The organism is Curtobacterium sp. MCBA15_008 (genome assembly GCF_001865065.1).
Taxonomy (GTDB): Bacteria; Actinomycetota; Actinomycetes; order Actinomycetales; family Microbacteriaceae; genus Curtobacterium.
Map to the genome: position 1 here is coordinate 202127 of NZ_MJGN01000034.1, position 17458 is coordinate 219584.

At 66.3% G+C, this 17458-nt stretch carries 18 protein-coding genes; 7 read left to right on the forward strand and 11 right to left on the reverse strand.

Annotation, left to right across the window (positions count from 1 at the left end; genetic code table 11):
- Window positions 1–272 precede the first annotated feature (272 nt).
- The 10 genes from BIU96_RS13910 to BIU96_RS13950 form a co-directional block, all read right to left on the reverse strand.
- Window positions 273–716, reverse strand: a complete 444-nt coding sequence (locus BIU96_RS13910) for a hypothetical protein (RefSeq protein ID WP_071293192.1) — start codon at window positions 714–716, stop codon at window positions 273–275.
- 120 nt (window positions 717–836) lie between these two features.
- Entirely contained in the window at window positions 837–2426 is a 1590-nt protein-coding gene (locus tag BIU96_RS13915) for a glycoside hydrolase family 32 protein (protein WP_071293193.1), read from the reverse strand.
- Window positions 2416–2742, reverse strand: coding sequence for a preprotein translocase subunit TatA (locus BIU96_RS19525; protein ID WP_139200047.1), 327 nt, complete (start codon window positions 2740–2742; stop codon window positions 2416–2418). The genes BIU96_RS13915 and BIU96_RS19525 overlap by 11 nt, the downstream gene beginning before the upstream one ends.
- Window positions 2743–2774: 32 nt before the next feature.
- Window positions 2775–2987, reverse strand: coding sequence for a twin-arginine translocase TatA/TatE family subunit (locus tag BIU96_RS20430; protein WP_071293194.1), 213 nt, complete (start codon window positions 2985–2987; stop codon window positions 2775–2777).
- Between the two features lie 35 nt (window positions 2988–3022).
- A complete protein-coding gene (gene tatC, locus BIU96_RS13925) occupies window positions 3023–3784 on the reverse strand; it encodes a twin-arginine translocase subunit TatC (protein WP_071293195.1) in 762 nt (253 codons plus the stop codon).
- Between the two features lie 56 nt (window positions 3785–3840).
- On the reverse strand, window positions 3841–4749 hold the full coding sequence (locus BIU96_RS13930; RefSeq protein WP_071293196.1) for a carbohydrate kinase: 909 nt from the start codon (window positions 4747–4749) through the stop codon (window positions 3841–3843).
- A gap of 50 nt (window positions 4750–4799) precedes the next feature.
- Window positions 4800–6230, reverse strand: coding sequence for a glycoside hydrolase family 32 protein (locus BIU96_RS13935; protein ID WP_071293197.1), 1431 nt, complete (start codon window positions 6228–6230; stop codon window positions 4800–4802).
- Window positions 6227–7135 (reverse strand): carbohydrate ABC transporter permease, encoded by a 909-nt coding sequence (locus BIU96_RS13940; RefSeq protein ID WP_083402920.1) that lies wholly within the window; start codon window positions 7133–7135, stop codon window positions 6227–6229. Before BIU96_RS13940 ends, BIU96_RS13935 begins: the two co-directional genes overlap by 4 nt.
- Entirely contained in the window at window positions 7132–8079 is a 948-nt protein-coding gene (locus BIU96_RS13945; protein ID WP_083402921.1) for a carbohydrate ABC transporter permease, read from the reverse strand. The genes BIU96_RS13940 and BIU96_RS13945 overlap by 4 nt, the downstream gene beginning before the upstream one ends.
- The gene (locus BIU96_RS13950) at window positions 8079–9485 is read right to left on the reverse strand and encodes a sugar ABC transporter substrate-binding protein (protein ID WP_071293199.1); all 1407 of its coding nucleotides are present in this window, start codon (window positions 9483–9485) and stop codon (window positions 8079–8081) included. Before BIU96_RS13950 ends, BIU96_RS13945 begins: the two co-directional genes overlap by 1 nt.
- A 136-nt stretch (window positions 9486–9621) precedes the next feature.
- Here BIU96_RS13950 and BIU96_RS13955 point away from each other — a divergent pair, with 136 nt between their 5' ends.
- A complete protein-coding gene (locus BIU96_RS13955; protein ID WP_071293200.1) occupies window positions 9622–10671 on the forward strand; it encodes a LacI family DNA-binding transcriptional regulator in 1050 nt (349 codons plus the stop codon).
- Window positions 10672–12144 (forward strand): glycoside hydrolase family 32 protein, encoded by a 1473-nt coding sequence (locus BIU96_RS13960; RefSeq protein WP_071293201.1) that lies wholly within the window; start codon window positions 10672–10674, stop codon window positions 12142–12144.
- 61 nt (window positions 12145–12205) lie between these two features.
- Here BIU96_RS13960 and BIU96_RS13965 read toward each other — a convergent pair whose 3' ends face one another.
- The gene (locus BIU96_RS13965) at window positions 12206–14692 is read right to left on the reverse strand and encodes a GH32 C-terminal domain-containing protein (RefSeq protein WP_071293202.1); all 2487 of its coding nucleotides are present in this window, start codon (window positions 14690–14692) and stop codon (window positions 12206–12208) included.
- A 213-nt stretch (window positions 14693–14905) separates the two neighbouring features.
- Between BIU96_RS13965 and BIU96_RS13970 the strand changes: the two genes are divergently transcribed.
- The 5 genes from BIU96_RS13970 (at window position 14906) to BIU96_RS19530 (ending at window position 17434) form a co-directional block, all read left to right on the forward strand.
- The gene (locus BIU96_RS13970; protein WP_071293203.1) at window positions 14906–15259 is read left to right on the forward strand and encodes a helix-turn-helix transcriptional regulator; all 354 of its coding nucleotides are present in this window, start codon (window positions 14906–14908) and stop codon (window positions 15257–15259) included.
- A complete protein-coding gene (locus tag BIU96_RS13975) occupies window positions 15256–15939 on the forward strand; it encodes a cation diffusion facilitator family transporter (RefSeq protein ID WP_071293204.1) in 684 nt (227 codons plus the stop codon). The genes BIU96_RS13970 and BIU96_RS13975 overlap by 4 nt, the downstream gene beginning before the upstream one ends.
- A 134-nt stretch (window positions 15940–16073) precedes the next feature.
- Complete coding sequence (locus BIU96_RS13980) at window positions 16074–16586, forward strand: CrcB family protein (protein ID WP_175477560.1); 513 nt, start codon at window positions 16074–16076, stop codon at window positions 16584–16586.
- Window positions 16583–16954 (forward strand): fluoride efflux transporter CrcB, encoded by a 372-nt coding sequence (crcB, locus tag BIU96_RS13985; protein WP_071293205.1) that lies wholly within the window; start codon window positions 16583–16585, stop codon window positions 16952–16954. Before BIU96_RS13980 ends, crcB begins: the two co-directional genes overlap by 4 nt.
- Before the next feature lie 228 nt (window positions 16955–17182).
- Window positions 17183–17434, forward strand: coding sequence for a hypothetical protein (locus BIU96_RS19530; protein ID WP_139200048.1), 252 nt, complete (start codon window positions 17183–17185; stop codon window positions 17432–17434).
- Window positions 17435–17458: the final 24 nt, after the last annotated feature.

Genomic DNA, 17458 nt, shown 5'->3' on the forward strand with positions numbered 1-17458 from the left:
CCGTTCCACCGCTTCCCGCTGATGTGCGCAGTCGGAGTGCCGAACCCGCCAGCCGCCGGGTGCACCAACGCCTCGTCGTTGACCGCCTTCGCTGTCTACTTCGATGCCGAGCCACTGAACGACTCGTCCCGCACGCACGCACGAGTCGAGCCGGACGCCGGTGCCGCCGCGCGGTGGACGAGTTCGAAGATGCCGCTCATCGAAGACAACCCTGCCCTCGGCTTTGACCGGTAGGGGATCGGCTGTCGAGACAGTCTCGCTCGCTTCGATGGTCAGCTACTGGCGATCACTCCTCCGTCGAGCACGCAGATCAGCATCCCGAACGGGCAGGCGAAGAGGGCGGGGAGCAGACCAACCCCGCCGATGACGAGCGCCACCCAGCCAACTCGTCGACCGGCGACCCAGCCTCGAACCACGCCGCGGTACCCGAGCGCGATCACGGCGAGGGCGATGGGGAGCGCGGCGACGCCGACGAGCCCGACCATGAACTCCGCCCGAGCAACCAGGACCGGAGGGTCGTCGAACGGGTGCCGTGTTGCGCCTGCGCTGGCGAGGTCCGCCGCCGTGACACGGTTCGCGACCGAGAGCACGAGCGCCAGCAGCGCCGAGTAGAGCGCTACGAGTACGAGGGCCACCCACCCGGCAGACGCTCGCCCCGACCCATCATGGCTGCGCACCTCCATCGGATCGCGTTGCTGCCAGAACCGGTCTGTCACGTGCCGAGACTACGGGTCGAAGCGGTGTACGAGTGGGGTGTCCGGTGACCGATCGTCTGGCGGGCAGCGAAGAAGCAGCCGCAGGCCGGAAGGCAGCTGCTGCCTTCCGCCCTGCGCGCGCTAGCTTCCGTATTCGCGGATGGTGATGTTGGAGAACGTTGCGGTGCCGCCGTCGGAGTACAGCGAGATGCCTGTGTCGCCGGCGTCGAAGTTCACCTGGTTGGACAGGACCGTGTAGCCGGCGTTGACGAACACCTCAACGCTCTGCGTGTCGACGAGGATGCGAAGGTGCACGGCGCGGGCGGCGGGGTCGATGGGCGCTGCAGCCCGCGTGTAGGGCGCCAATGCGAATCCTGCACGGTCGGACGGGGCCCTGTCCACGTACAGATCGCTGCCGTACTTGCCGATGTTGGTGTGTCGCGCTCCGTCCGCCGAGCGTCCGACGGAGACTCCGACGTTGGTGGCGTTGGTCCACGTGACGTCGAGCTCGATCTCATACGCGCGGCCGTTGTAGGGCAAGACCACTGAACCGTTGACGGTCTGGTTCGCGATCGGCACGGTGCGCTTCGCGGTGCCCTTGAGCGCCGCGATCGGTGCGCTGAGGAGGGTGTAATGACCATCGGTCTGCTTCTGGAGTGTGATCTCGCGGACGATCGAGTTTTGGCCGTTGTACCCGTCGGATGCGTCGGTAGGGACCTGCCGGTTGGCGTACTTCCAGTTGTTCATCCAGCCGAGGCCGTACCGCTTCGTTGTCGGCGCTTCGTTGGCCGGCCAGGTGACTGCCGCGTACCAGTCCCATCCCCAGTCGAGCCATTGCGGGGTGAGGTTATCCGCCGTGTACGCGGTGCCGTTCCAGGAGCCGGTCCAATACGCATACGTGCAGGGCAGCCCCTCGTTGTAGGCGTCCATGCTGCCGCTGAGAACCCAGTGCTTGGTGCCGTCATCTGCTGTGATCTGGAAGAGATCGGGGCATTCGATGCCGCCGAGGTTGTGGTCGGGGTAGTCGAAGTTGTGCTGCAGGGTCCAGTCGATGAGGTTCTTCGACGTGTAGAACGCCGCGTAGCGCTGCCGGCCGATGACACAGACCCATTCGTTGCGGGCGTCGTCCCACGCGACCTTGGGGTCGCGGAACCACTCGGCATTGGAGATCTGCGCGTCGGTGGTTGCGGTGCGTCCGTCGGTGTTGACGATGACGGGGTTGGGTCGGGCGGTGAAGGTGAAGCCGCCGTCGGTGGAGTAGAAGAGGTACTGCTCCTGGTACTTTCGCACCCCTCCGGTGGGTCGGGTGGCGAGGGCGATGACGGCACCGGCGCCATAGCCGGCGGTGTTGTTCGTGTCGATCAGGGTGCAACCGGTCCAGGTGGGCAGGTTGGTCTGCAGGGGGATGACGGTGCCCTGGAAGGTGAAGTTGATGCCGTCGGTGGTGGAGACGTGGTCCCACCCGCCGTCCCCGTTGTCGACGTCGGAGTGCAGGTAGTACAGCTGGTAGGCGCCCCGGGTGAAGACCGGTCGCTGCGGGTCCGAGAGCCATCCCGACGGCGGGGTCATGTGGTACTTCGCGCGGAATGATGTCGCTGCGGTCGCTGATGTGGAGGCGGATCCCGCGGTGGCAGCCTGGGCGGCTTCAGCGGGCGCGGCGGTGGCGAGCAGCGCCAGGGCGCCGATGCCGGCGCCCTGGAAGAGAGCTCGGCGGTGGAATTCAGACGTCATCGTTGACTCCGGTTCGATAGTTGGTTGGTTCCGCAGTGTGGGTGAGCACCGTTGGTTCAACGGCGGGTTCGTGCGGTGTCGGAGGTTGGGTGAGTGCGTCGCGGATGATGCGGCGCGGGTCATAACGGCGCGGGTCGAGTTCTGACCAGTCGATGTCGACTCCGGTCTGCTCCTCGATCTGAGCTTTAGTCGTGTCAGCCCATCCCCGCAGCTGACGCAGGAAGTTGGTGAGCTGTTTGGTGTGGGCGGCCAGCCGAGCCGGTCCGAGACACAACCCGGCGATGACGGCGATGACGAGCAGTTTCTCGACGTCCACGGTGCTTACCCGTCAGCTCGCCGAAAAGCAGCTCACTCGTGCGACGGCACGGTGCCGTCGTGTGCGACCGGGGCGCTGGCCTGGTCGGAGCTCTTCTTGTTGTCTCCGGCGTGGATCTCACTGCGGAAGATGTTGAGCGACTGCCCGAGCCCCTTTGCCAGGGCGGGCAGCTTGGTGGCGCCGAAGAGCAGTACGACGATGCCGAGGATGATGAGCAGGTGGATGCCGGTGAGGTTGCCGAGCATGATGAGTCCTTCGTGTGCAGGCGGCGAAGCGGACGCTACGTCACGGGGTGGGTGGTTGAGGAAGCGGCCGCGAGGCGGCGGGCGAGACGGCGGTCATGCAGCCAAGTGACCGCGCACGCTGCGAGGTAGAGCACGCCCATCGGAATGGCGAGGAGGAACATCGATGCGATGTCCGCCGATGGTGTGACGAGCGCGGTGAAGATGAGGATGCAGAGCACGGCGATGCGCCAGGCACCGAGGATCGCTTTCGCGGTGAGGACGCCGACGAAGTTGAGCAGGACGAGGAACACCGGCAAGACGAACGCGATACCGACGGCAAGGACGAGCTTCACGGCGAAGTCGTAGTACGCCTTCGCGTCGACGATCGAGGTGTCCTGGTGTGCGACGAAGCTGCCGAGGATCTGCACGATGTGCGGCAGGACGTACCAGCCGAACCAGCATCCGCCGAGGAAGAGCGGGATCGCGGAGCCGAGGAACCCGATTGCGTAGAGCCGTTCCTTCCGAACCAGGGCAGGAACGATGAACGCCCAGACTTGGTACAGCCAAACGGGGCTGGCGATGACGACCGCGATCGTGATCGTGATTTGAAGGCGCAGGTCGAAGGCGCCGCTGATGGCAGGGAAGTTCAGTTCCGCGGTGTGACCGCCGCCGGCGTCTGCGAGCTCGGTGACGGGTGCGCGGAGTTGGTCGAGCACGAACGGTGTGAGGAACCAGCCGATGACTGCGCAGATTGCGATGGCGAGCACCGCGCGGAAGAGCCGTTTCCGGAGCTCGTTGAGGTGCTGTCCGAGTGACATCGTTCCGGCTTCGGGGCGCTTCTGCCGCGTCGTCCCGCGCGGAACGGACGGGGCGCTCATCTGGTGGGTTCTCCAAGCGCTGCGAGCACGTCACTAGCGGTTGGTAGGTCCGCACCACGACGGCTCACTGTGATCGCCGCGGCGCTGGCGCTGATCTGGCCGAGTCGTTCCAAAGCGCTGGAGTCCAAGGCATCGAGGGTGACGATGGTGTCCTGAAGTTGCCAGATGAGGGTGGCCATGTAGGTGTCTCCGGCGCCGACCGTGTCGACGACGTCGACGCGTTTGCTGGGCACGGCAACCCGCTCTCGGGTGGTCGCAAGCGTTGCGCCGGCGGCACCGGTGGTGATGACGGCCAGCGTCACGCCGAGCTCGAGGAGACGGTCGAGGACGACGTCGACGCTGTCGCCTGGGTAGAGCCAGGCGGCGTCCTCGTCGGAGAGTTTCAGCACAGTGGCTTCTGCCGCGAGGTGCTCGAACCAGACCCGCTCAGCGGCCGCGTCTCCGAGGAGCGCGGGCCGGATGTTCGGATCGAACGAGACGATGCCGCCGGCGGCTGCGGTGCGCTGGACGAGCTCTCGCACTTTGCCCGCTCCCGGCTGCAGGAATGCGCCGATCGATCCGATGTGCAGCCATCGCGGCGTTTGCGGTAGGTGCGGCAGGTCCCATTCGATGTCGAACTCGTACGTGGGCTGGCCGTCGGGAGTGAGCCGGACTGTCGCCGCCGGGGTTCTCGTGGCCCCGAAGACGCCGGGAACCAGCCCGACCTCTGACGCGTCGAGGTGATCTGCGATCTGGTGGCCGCGCACGTCATCACCGAGCCATGTGGCGAATTCGACCGGCGCGCCGAGCCGTCCGAGACCGAGGGCGACGTTCGCGGGGCTTCCTCCGGGGATCTCCCGCGTGGCGTCGTCGTGGACGATGTCGACGAGCGCTTCTCCCGCAACGGTGATTCGATGCACAGTCATCTCCTTCGATGATCGGGACGAGTTGGTGCCGGTGGACCTGTCGGCGCCGCTCAGTCAGATCGCGCGGATCCAGCGGTGACGTCGGCGGCGGGAGCCGCAATGGTCGTGACGGTGGGCTCGAGATCCCACACCAACGCTTGGTTCGGGGCTTCCACGCTCCACGGCGGTGCTTGCGTCGGGTAGACGCGGGTGGTGATGGAGCGTCCGGCGCTGGTGAACAGTTCGACGACCGATCCGTCAAGCAGTACTCGCACTGCAGGTCGGTCCGCGGTCCGGTCGAAGGGAGCACGAATCACCGCGGGGCTCGGGTCAGCGCGGTGGTCTGTGCTGGCATGTGCCCGGTCGATGGTGAGCGTGCCAGCGTCGACGTCGATCGTGATGTCGAAGTATTCGGTCTCGGAGAAGCGCAGCCGGATGCAGCCGGTGACGGCGACAGGCAGCACGATTTCGGCTTGCGCGCCGATGCGAGCACCGTGCGCAGCCTGCGAGCTGCCGGCGCGGAGGGCGTCGATTGCGGGGTGGGGTTCGGTGCCGAGTCGACCGTTCGTGATCCACGCCCGGCGCGGCAGGGAGATCGCTCCGGACCAACCTGCCTGCTCGGTCCACTGCTCGGTCCGGCCCTCTGTGACCCACCCGAAGAGCACCGGCCCCCAGGAGCTGGTCCGCATCACGGAAGCCGCGTAGAAATGCTGCCCGTCGTCGACCTTGAACGGCGAAGGAGACCCGGTCAGCGGGATCGCGACGACGTCACCCGGGCCGTCGGCATGGGACCAGGACGCCACGATCGCAATCTCGGTGCCGTCGACGGTGAGGATCTGCGGGCACTCCCACCCCTCACCGGTGTCAATGCCGTTGACCGTGTCGCGTGCCATCGACACCAGATCGCCGACGTACGTCCAGCTGATGCCGTCCGTCGATCGGTAGTGGCGGACGGACGCGGTCTGGTTCCTGGCCGCCGCTCCGACCGCCATCGACCAGCCGTCGTCTGTCTGCCAGACGAACGGGTCGCGGAACATGGTGATCGCCTCGTCCGTGGACGGGTCTGCGACGACCTGCACGGGGGCGCCGTAGGTGGTCCCGCCGTCCGTGGACTCGGCGAGGAGCACCGACTGGAACGGGCTGTGATCCACTTTCCCGGAGTAGTAGGCGCGGACGACCCCGTCGTGCAGGACCGTGTTGCCGGACCAAGCGCCACCGGAGTCGGCGCCACCGGGGACGGGGACAATGGCGGGGCGGTGGAGGGTCCAGTGCACCAGGTCGTCGCTGGTGGCGTGTCCCCACTCGACCGGGATCTCGAGGTCGACCTTGGGCCGCGACTGGAAGTACAGGTGCGCCTGCCCGCCGATGTCGATCGGGCCGTTCGGGTCGTTGACATACCCGCGAGGGAGTCGGACGTGGAACTGCGGGAGGTGGTGGTCGGCTGCGGTCACGGCGAGTGCGGCTTCCTGGAGTGCTGTCGGCAGGGCGTGAAGGTCGGTCATCGGGATGATCCCGCCGTGACGCCTTCAATGAAGTACCGCTGGGCGAAGATGAACAGCAGGACGCTCGGGATCATGGTGAGCACGACGCCGGCGAGGACGACGGAGATCGATCCGGTGCCGAGGTTGCCCTGGAGTCCGACGAGCCCGAGCGGGAGAGTGAACGTGTCCTGCTGGTTGAGGAAGATCAGCGGCCGGTAGTACTCGGCCCAGAAGCCGGAGAAGTTCAGGATCGCGAGCGTCGCGATCGCCGGGCTCGCCATCCGCGAGTAAACGTGCCAGAACACCCCGAACTGGCTGGCACCGTCGATGCGGGCCGCCTCCCCGAGTTCCTTCGGCATCTGCATGAAGTACTGCCGCATTAGGAAGGTGCCGAACGCACTGCCGAGCGCAGGGACGATGAGCGACGCGATGGAGCCGGTCAGCCCCATGTCCTTCAGGATGACGAACACCGGGATGATGATCGTCTGGATCGGCACCATCATCGTGGCGAGGAAGATCCCGAAGATGGTGTTCTTCCCCGGGAAGCTGATCATCGCGAAGGCGTACCCGGACAAGGTGCACGTGATGGTCTGACCGACGACGATGAGCAGTGTCACCAGGACGCTGTTGACGAAGAACTGCCCGATCGGAATCTGGTTGAACACCGCCGCGTAGTTGCTGAAGTCCCAGGACAGGGGCAACCACTGCGGAGGGTTGTTGAACGACTCCGCCGGGGTGCGCAGCGATGTGGTCAGCGTCCAGAGCAGCGGTCCGAGCGCGAACACGGCGGCGATGATCAGGATGATCATGCCGAGGATGCTGCCGACCTTTGCCACCGGCTTCCGGCGCCGAACGATATGACTGACGGCGGGCTGCGCGACCGTCTCCGGAGCATGCAGCGGGTTGAGGGTGTCAGTGGTCGTCATTGGTAGAACACCAGCTTTCGTGCGGCGATGAACTGGATCCCGGTGATGATGCCGATGATCACCAGCAGCAGGATCGCGATGGCGGAGGCGAACCCGAACTGCAGGTTCTGGAACCCGGCCTGGTACATGGAGATCGTGGCGGTCGTCGTCGCGGTGCCGGGGCCGCCCTTGGTCATGATGAATGGCTGGTCGAACAGCTGCATTGCGTTGATCATCGCGATCACGGTCGCGAACAGGATCGTGGGGCTGATGAGCGGGATCTTGATCCGGAACAGGGTCCGCCAGGGCCCCGCACCGTCGATCGCTGCAGCTTCTTGCACGTCGACGGGTACCGCGAGCAGTGCGGCGACGAAGAGCACGAAGGTGAAGCCGACCTGCTGCCAGACGACCACCATCACGACCGTGACCTTCGCCCAGAAGGGATCGTTCAACCAGTGCGCGCCGGGTAGTCCGATCTCGTTCAGGTAGTAGTTGATGAGGCCGAACTTCGTGTCGAAGATGTAGCCCATGAAGATCGACACCGCCGCCGTCGAGGCCAGCAGGGGCAGGTAGAACGACGTACGGAAGAACACACGCGTGGTGTTGTGCTTTCGGTTGTTCGCCAGCACCGCCAGGAGCAGGCCGAGCGAGATTTGCAGCACGACGATCGCGATCGCGAGAGCCACGGTCACACCGAACGACGCGAGGACTGGCCCGTCGGTGAAGAGCCGCGTGTAGTTGTCGAACCCGACCCACTTCGGGCTGCTGATGACGTCCCACGAGGTGAACGACAGCCCGAGCGAGGCGAGGATGGGGATGAGGGTGAACACGGCGACGAAGACCACCGCGAGCCCGATCATCAGGAAGCCGAACGTGGACTCACGGCGGCGGGCGCGCTTGGCGGCCGGCCGGCGGGCTGCGACCTCGGCAGCCCGCCGGATGGGTGTTCCTGTGGCTGCTGTCATCACGAGGCCTGCGAGGCTGCCTTCTCGATGTCGGCCTGCAGGCCGTCGAGCGCCTTCTTCGCGTTCCCGGAGGAGATCGCCTGCGTGGTGCGCTGGTTGAGCGCCGTCGCCAGGGCGTTGTAGTACGGCGGTGCGGAGATGGGCACCGAGTTGTCGAGCTGGTCGTAGAAGACCGACCAGTGCTCCGGGCCCGTCGTCTTGTACCGGTCGGCGGTCATCAGCGACTTCTGCGCCGGGGTGGTGACGTTGCCCGGCCAGAGGGAGTCGAAGCTCTCCGGCTGCACCATGACCTTGATGACCTCGAACGCGAGGTCCTTGTTCTTGGAGGAGTTGAAGATGCCGTAGCCGCCCGCGCCGAAGAGCGACTTGTTGCTCTTCCACGTCGGGAACTCGACGACGTCGAAGCTGCCGTTCTTCATCCCGGCGTTGTGGAGCCCGCCGGCCCAGAAGCCACCGCCGATGGTCATGCCGATGCGGCCGGATGCCATCAGGCCCTGCAGCGTTGCGCCACCGCCGACGTCGGGCGAGGGCGATGCGCCGGACTTCTGCAGGTCGATGACGTACTGGAGTGCCTCGACGGCAGCGTCGGAGTTCGCCGTGGGGTCACCCCACTTCCAGCCACCCTTGCGCCCGGAGACGCCGATCGGGTTGTCGGAGAACGCCTTGCTCTTCCACAACCAGTCGCCGCCGGAGTACTTGCCCTCCTCGAGCAGGTTCCCGTCGTTCGCGTAGAGGAACGAGGTCCAGCTGCCCCAGAGGCGCACCACCCAGTCGAAGGCGTACGTGCCGCCTCCCACCTTCGCGAGCCCCTCGGCGGAGGAGTGGAAGTCGTCCATCGACCACTTGCTCGTCGGGCGGGACAGGCCGGCCTTGTCGAACAGGGCGGTCGAGTAGAACATGCTGCCCGCGTTGAAGCTGTCGGGCAGCGTGTAGAGGTGTCCCTGGTACATCGTCGACTCGAGCAGCACCGGGTGCGCTCCGGTGAAGTACGTGTGCAGGTCCGACAGGTTCTTCGTGACGTAGTCGTCGAGCGGGGTGAGGAGGTTCTTCGACGCCAGCAGTTGCTGCCCCTCGGTCGCGACGCTGACGATGTCCGGCACGTCGCCCGAGGCGATCTGGGTGAGCACCTTCGCGAGGAAGTCGTTCCAGTCCGTGCCGTTGACCGCGGTGACCTGCAGGCTCGCCTTCTTGTCCAGCTGCTTGATCTTGGGCTCGATGGCCTTCTGCAGGGCCGTGGCCGCGCTCTGCTCACCGAAGTAGAGCATCTTCACCGTGCCGGAGCCGCTGCCTCCGCCCCCGGTGGTGGAGCACGCTGCCAGCGATCCGATGCCGGCCAGGGCGAGCCCGGCCCCACCGAACTTGAACAGCGTGCGCCGGTCGATCGGGGTGCTGAATCCGTTCGCCATGGGTCGCTCCTCTCTGAGCGATCGTGGTCCCGCGATGTGGAACCAATACGTATTTGCAGGGCGAGCGTACACAGCATGCGGAGCGGACGCAATACGTATTTGCTTCTGGCATGATGATGGCAACGGAGGAGGCTCAATGGCGAACCGCAAGCGCACAACGCAGTCACAGCGCGTCACCATGAAGGACGTCGCGCGCCACGCTGGCGTGTCCCAGCCGACGGTGTCGTTCGTCCTTAACGATCGCCGGGACGTTTCAATCGCTGCCGAGACGCGCACTCGTGTCCTCGAGGCCGCGAAGGAGCTGAACTTCCAGCCCAACCGGGCGGCGCAGTCGCTGCGATCGAATCGGTCCTACACAGTTGGTGTGATCGCCGATCGGCTTGTCTCCCAGCCCTACGCGGGTCACATCGTGCTCGGCGTGCAGCAGGCCGTGCAGGAGGCCGGATACGTGTGCTTCGTGGTCGAGACCGCGCAGACGTCCGACGGAGGCAAAGCTGCCGTCGAGAACCTCGTTCAGCAAGGAGTCGCTGGCCTGGTCTACGCAGCGCCCGGGCCCGAGTACGTCACCCCGGTTGCCGGACTCGACGCGGTCCCAACGGTCTTCGTCAACTGCTTCCCACCCGAGGACGCATCCGCAGTCACCGTGCTCGCCGACGAGTACCAGGGCGGGTACGACGTCGCCGCCGCCGTCTTCGCAGCCGGCCACACCACCGTCGCCTTCCTCGGCGGCCCTGAGGACGACTACGCCTGCCAAGAACGAAAGCGCGGACTCGAGCGCGCCGCCGCCGACGCGGGCATCCCGTCGACACAGATCAGGATCACGTTCGGCACCTTCCAGGTGGGATCCGGCTATGACCTCGCGGTCGAGGCCCTCGACGACGTGGCCATCCGTCCGACGGCGATCATCTGCGGAAACGACCGCATGGCGGTCGGCGCTCTGATGGCTGCTCAGGCACTGGGAATGCGATGCCCGGAGGACATCAGCATCGTCGGCTTCGACGACCAACCCGACCTCGCCGACCAGATGCACCCACCGCTCACCACCGTCGCGCTGCCGCACCAGCAGATGGGCTTTGAAGCCGGAACTCTGCTGCTAGCGGAGGCGGAACAGCCCGGCCGACACCTCGTGCCCTGCGAATACGTCGCCCGCAGCTCGCTTGCGGCCCCACGACCCGAAGGAACTTGAATGACGCTCCCGTCCAGCACCCATTTCCGGCCCCCGAACGGCTACGTCGGCGACGTCATCCCGTTTGAACACGAAGGCACCGCGTGGTTGTTCTACCTGCTCGACGAACGGCCGGACGCTCCGCCGCTCAAGCGAGCAACGGGCATGCCCTGGGCGGTCGTGACCACAACCGACTTCGTCACCTTCACCGACAAGGGCGTGGTACTGCCCTCCGGCGGCCCCGACGCGAGCGACTTTGACTGCTACACCGGCAGCGTTGTTCGTGATGAGGAGGGAACGCTGCACTTGTTCTACACGGGGCACAATCCCCGTATCAAGACCGGACCCGATGGCGGCTTCAAGGACGCGCAGGTTGTCGCGCACGCGACGTCATCCGGTGATTTGACCGACTGGACCAAGCATCCCGAGTGGGACTTCCCCGCACTCGCTGGCTACTCCCCCGAAGACTGGCGAGACCCTTTCGTCTTCCGTCCCAATGCCGACCGGCCCTGGCAGATGCTCCTCGCCACTCGGCGACCGGACGAGCCGTATCGGCGTTCCGGCGTCGTGGCACGGCTCGAGTCTGACGACCTCATCACCTGGCGAGACGCTGACCCCATCTGGGAACCACACCGCTTCATCACCCAGGAGTGCCCTGACGTGTTCCAGTGGGGCGAGTGGTGGTACCTCGTGTACTCGGAGTTCTCCGACGCGTTCTGCACCCGCTACCGCATCGCGAAGTCACCGGACGGCCCATGGTTTGCGCCGGCTGATGACACCGTCGACGGCCGAGCCTTCTACGCCGCGAAGACCGTCGCACTCGACGACCAGCGGTACTTCGTCGGGTGGATCGCGTCCAAGGAAGACCAGCGGGATGGCGGCGCGTGGCAGTGGGCCGGGACCATGGCCACACTGCAAGCCCACCAGCGGACGGACGGGTCGCTGCGGTTCGACCTCCCCGACGGCATCAAGGCGGCATACACCGAGGAGATCGATCTCACGGCACACCTCGAACCGGTCAACGGTGCTGCAGCGACCGTGGGCGCTGGCGCAGCGACCCGGTACGCGTCCTGGGTCGGGCCCGAGCTCCCGACCGAGGCGCTCCTGGCGGTGGACCTGACACTCGACGCAGACACCAGGTCGTTCGGCGTACTCCTGCGTACCAGCGACGACGGCGAAGAGGGCTACGCCCTGCGCTTCGAGCCGGATCGGAACTGGCTCGTGCTGGACCGCTGGCCGCGCGGCAGCACTGGCACCGAGCAGTGGCAGATCCTCGGCGACGTTCCGCACGCCGTCGAGCTCGAGCGCCCGGTGGAGCTCGCCCCAGGCGCGCATCACCTCGAGGTGCAGTTGGACGGGGACATCTGTGTCGCCATCGTCGACGGGGCCGTCGCGTTGAGCACGCGTCTCTACGATCGCCCCGCGGGGCGCGTCGGTGTCTTCGCGCAGGACGGCGCGTTCACCCTTGATCGTCTGACGGTCAGTACTCGCTAGCGCCAGCATCGACGAAGTGCGCCTGCCCCGGATCGCGGGCAGGCGCACTTCGTTCGTTGCGCTACTTCCAGATCGACTTGAGGTTCCAGGCTCGGAGGTCGTCGACGCGGGCTGTACCACCCGTAGCGAAAGCGCTGACACCGGTGCTGGTCGAGTCCGGGAAGATCTGGTCGGTGAGGACCACTTGGCCGTTCGCGCCGAACACCTCGATCGAAGAGGCGTCAACCAGGATCCGTAGATCCAAGCCACCGCGGGTCAACTGCAGCGGCGCATCGCTGCGTGATGCGAACGCGCTGCTGAAGGCCACGTTCCCAGAGCGGGTGCGATCGATGAACACCGTTCCGGTGCTCGTGTCGTACCCAACCTGCGTGTACTGTCCGGCACCAGTTCGCACGTTGAGGCCGAAGGTCTTCGCCGAACCTGCGGTGAGGTGGGCCTGCACATCGAGAGTCTGGCCTGTCACCGGGAGCGCTGTCGTCGTGTTCGCGACAGAGACGTTCTTCACCCGCGCAGGACGACCCGCGTGCAGCTTGTCGATACCGTCGACGGGCTGTTCGACGATCTTGAGCTTCCCATCGATGGTCCGCAGTGACAGGGCGCGCGGGAACGTCTCGGCGCCCTGCCATGGGGACGTCGGCACGTTTGAGGCGTACGCCCAGTTGTTCATCCAGGCGATGGCGATGCGCTCCCCGTTGGGGGCGTTCTCCCACGTGTTCTCCGCGTAGAAGTCAGCCCCGTAGTCCAACCAGTTGGCACGCTGGTACCGGGTCAATGCCGGCGCATCGCTCTGCGAGAACCCGTCGGCGAGGATGTGGCCCCATCCGCCGGTGGCGTTGTCAACGATCTGGAGCTGCGCTTGCCTGCCGCGCAGGTCGGCGATGTTCCACGACGTCCAATCCAGCGTCTCGCTGTTTGCACCGGTCGCAGTGCGAACAGCCTTCCCGTCGACGAGGAGGTTCACCGTGGTCTGCGTGTCCCAGGGAGCGGCTTTCTGGTGCGCGGCGATGATCTGCCCAACCATGAGGTGACCCCAGCCGCCCGTGCCGTCGTTGTCGTCGACAACCTGAATCTGCGCGTCCTTGCCTTGGTACGCCGTGGCGTCGAGGCTTGCCCATCGAAGCGTCCCGGTGCCGTCGCCGGTGACTGACTGCACGACCTTGCCGTCAACGATCAGGTTGACGGCCGTGGGGTTCGCCTGTCCCCACGGGTGGTCGCCGCCGGCGATCTGCAGGTCGATGTAGGGCTTCGTGACCGTGAACGTCGGCGACGTGACCGTGCCGGTCCCGGCATCCCCATCCGGGGTGAACGTGTCCAGCACCGAGCTGCCGATCTGGTTCGGCAGTGATTCCTTTGTCGGCCCGGCGCCGATGAAGGAACCGGTCGCGGTCCAACCCTCACCGTAGGTGGGGCCGGCGAAGTCAGCGAGGACAGATCCGCTCGGAACCGTCCCTGCTGGAACGGAGCCTGGGATAGCGGGGTTGTTGCCTCCGCCGACGAGGAAGTTCAGGCGCGCTTTGTTGAGCGTGAACGGTGCCGAGGTGAGCGTCCCGGTTGCTCCGTCACCCCCGTTGTAGCTGTCAACGAGGTACTTGTCCTGGAAGCCTGCGACGGCCTGCTGGTCAGGGAGGGCACCGGCTGCGGGTGCCGCGCCGAACGCGGAGCCGGTCGCGGTCCAGCCCGCGTAGGTTCCCGACTCGAAGTCGGCCACTGTCGCGCCGGCTGGAGCGGTGTAGGTCGCCGGGCCATCCGGGGTGAACGATGTACCGTCGAACTGCCCGGTGAAGTACTGGACACCTGTGCTGCCGACACTGACGCTGAGCACCCACTTGATCTGCCGCTTGTTGCCATCCACGGGCAGTGCGTAGAGGTCGGGCATCTCCCAGACGCCGCTGGTTGCGCCGCGCGGACCGAAGTCGCTGGCGTGTGTCCACGACTTCAGGTCCTTCGACGTGTAGAAGGCGATTTTGTACTGATCGGAGAGGGTGACCGCCATCACCCACTCCTTCTTCGGCGCGTACCAGAACACCTTCGGGTCGCGGAAGTTCGTCGACTGGAGGTCGAGGACCGGATTGCCGGCGTACCGCGTCCACGTGCGGCCGTGATCGGTGCTGTATGCCAGCGACTGCGACTGGATGCCGGTTCCGGCCTGGACGCTGGTGTAGAACGCCACCATGGCTGGGTTCTTCTTGGTTCCGAAGCCGCTGGTGTTGCCGTTGTCGACAACCGCTCCCCCGCTGAAGAACGCGTTGCTACCCGGGTCTGGCTCAGGCCCCTTCACCGGGATGTTCTCCCAGTGGACCAGGTCTTTGCTCACTGCTCCCTCCCACGTGCCGTAGCTGAACAGGTAGTAGAGCCCGTCGTCGTAGACGAGGCCGTTCGGGTCCCCGATCCAGCCGGACGGTAGTGAGTAGTGGAACTGGGGCCGGTACGTCTCGTGGTACTGGCTGGTATCGGCCGAGCTCGCTGTCGCGGTCACGGTCGCGAGAACCAGCGCCCCCGATATCGCTGCCGCCGCGATCACGCTGATGCGTTGAAGTGGTCGAAACATGTCGCTTGGAGCCTTCCTCTCTGGAGACCATCGAGTCTGGAGACCATCGAGTCTGGAGACTATTGAGCTAATACGTATTAGCACCTCCTAGTTATTCATCCTGCACGCGGCGGGCTACCTGGTCAAGGCATAACGCACGCGAAGGCGACATCTCGTGCAGCGTCCGATCCTCCACCGAACATGACGCGTCAGCGGCGACTGTATAGTCACCTCATGCTGACCATAGCTTCTCGGCTCGACGCCATGAACCGGGTCGGGCGGGCTCTCGCCGACCCCACCCGGGCGCGCATCCTGGTCCGGCTCCTCGACGGTCCCGGCTACCCGGCTCGGCTGGCGAGTGAGCTCGAACTCACCCGGACGAACGTGTCGAACCACCTGGCATGTCTACGCGGCTGCGGCATCGTGGTCGCTGCACCCGAGGGGCGCAGCACCCGATACGAGATCGCAGATCCGCACCTGACGCGCGCACTGGAAGCCCTGGTCGACGTCGTCCTCGCCGTCGATGACGGCGCCGCGTGCACCGACGCCGACTGCGACGTCCCGCTCTGCTGCGGAGTCGGCGCATGAGCGCAACCGTGCAGCTCACCACGCCGTCCTCTGACGCGAGGCGTCTGCTGTTGCAGCGCCGGGTGCGGTGGATCGTGGCGGCGACGATCACGTACAATGTGGTCGAGGCCGTCGTCGCGATCGCCGCCGGGTCGGTGGCGTCCTCGACGGCGCTGATCGGGTTCGGGCTGGATTCGATCGTGGAGGTCCTCTCCGCGGCCGCGGTCGCGTGGCAGTTCGCCGGCCGCAACCCCGAAGCGCGCGAACGCACCGCGTTGAAGGTGATCGCGGTGTCCTTCTTCGGACTCGCGATCTACGTCACCGGGGACGCGGTCCTGACCTTCACCGGATTCCGATCACCGGAGCACAGCACCGTCGGGATCATCCTCGCCGCGGTCAGCCTCGCGGTCATGCCGTTCCTGAGCCTCCTCGAGCGCCGAACGGGGAAGGAGCTCGGATCAGCGTCCGCGGTCGCCGACTCCAAGCAGACCCTGATCTGTTCCTACCTGTCCGCCGCGGTGCTGGTCGGCCTGCTGTTGAACACCCTGTTCGGATGGTCGTGGGCTGACCCGGTCGCGGGGCTCGTCGTGGTCGTTTTCGCGGTCCGCGAAGGACTCGAAGCCTGGCGCGGGGACGCCTGCAAGCAGCCCGTCACCGCCCTCACCGACGAGCGGCCCGCGGAGTCCTGCGACTGCTGCTGAGAGCGACTTCTGGTGCATACTGGTGGTGTCGTCAGACCCGGCAGTGGGGCTTGCCGGACCTAACCTCGACATCCGTCGACAACAGTCCCTATCTCAGCTCGTCGCGCTTCCGCGCGCCTGAGGTAGGGGAACCGATGACCAACGATCACCACTCGCCATACCAAGGCCTGCCCGAGGTTCGCCTTCCAAGCGACCCGGATGTGGACGTCTCCGACCCGGAACCCACACCACGGCCGGTGCACCTGCGATGGCGGTCCCTCGGCATCGTCGCCCTCGGCGGTGCCGCCGGCACCGCACTCCGTGACGTCATCAGCAGCCTCCTCCCCGCCGACAACGGGGTGACCTGGGCGATCTTCTGGATCAACATCGCCGGAGCGTTCCTGCTCGGCCTCCTCCTGGAAGCCCTCGCCCACCGCGGCCCCGACGAGGGCCGACGCCGCACCCTCCGGCTCCTCCTCGGCACCGGTGTCCTCGGCGGGTTCACCACCTACAGCACCCTCGCCACCACCACTGCGTCACTACTCCTCCACGGACATGCCCTCACCGGCGCCGGCTACGCACTCCTGACGGTCCTCAGCGGCGCGGCGGCGACCGCCGCCGGCCTCCTTGCCGCAGCGCTGATCCGCCCTCGGGAGGTGCGAGCATGAGCGCGCTCCTAGTCCTCGCCGTCGCTGTCGCGGGCGGCGTCGGCGCCGCCGGACGGTTCTTCCTCGACGGCCTCATCAACCGGGGACACCAATTCCGGCTCCCCGTCGGAACCCTGACGATCAACATCACCGGCTCGTTCCTACTCGGCATCATCACCGGAGCCGGCGCGCACCTCGGAGCTACCCCAGTGGCGATCCTCGGCACCGGGCTCCTGGGCGGCTACACCACGTTCAGCACCGCCAGCGTCGAAACCGTCCGTCTAGCTCGTGCGGGTCGGGCCGGTGCGGCCGTCGTCAACGGGCTCGGCATGCTCATCGCAGCCGTCGGGGCCGCCGCGGTCGGCATCACCCTTGGAACGCTTGCATGAGAGCGTGAACCACTGAGACCGCCGCGGGGAGGCAATGGCGCCGAGTGATCGCCAGAGGTCGTTCCCTCCGCCTCCCCGCGGCCCACCAAAGAGCTGGCCCATCGTGGCTCCCAAATTCAGCTCTATGGCACCCCTCACATCCCGCAACCTCTACCGGTTGCACTCATCGCGGCGCACCATGGGGCAGCGGAGCTTCCGCTGAGGCAGCGACCTGATTGGAGGTGCTGCATGAACTGGCAAGAGGTTCTCGACGTCGGCCGAGCCGACGCCCAAGCTCATCGACAGCAAGCCGCACTCGAACGAGCGGACGCTGTCACCTGCGCCCGGCAGGCGACGACCGCGCTCGACGCTGACGTTGGAGTGCTGTGGTTGATGCGCGCAATGCAGCGGCGTTCAGCAGCAGTGAGCAGCGACGCGGCGTCGGATATCAGTGACCGCATCGCCGACCACGCGGAACGCGTTCTCGACCCCACAAGCTGATTTCCCCCGTCCCGTTAGACGATC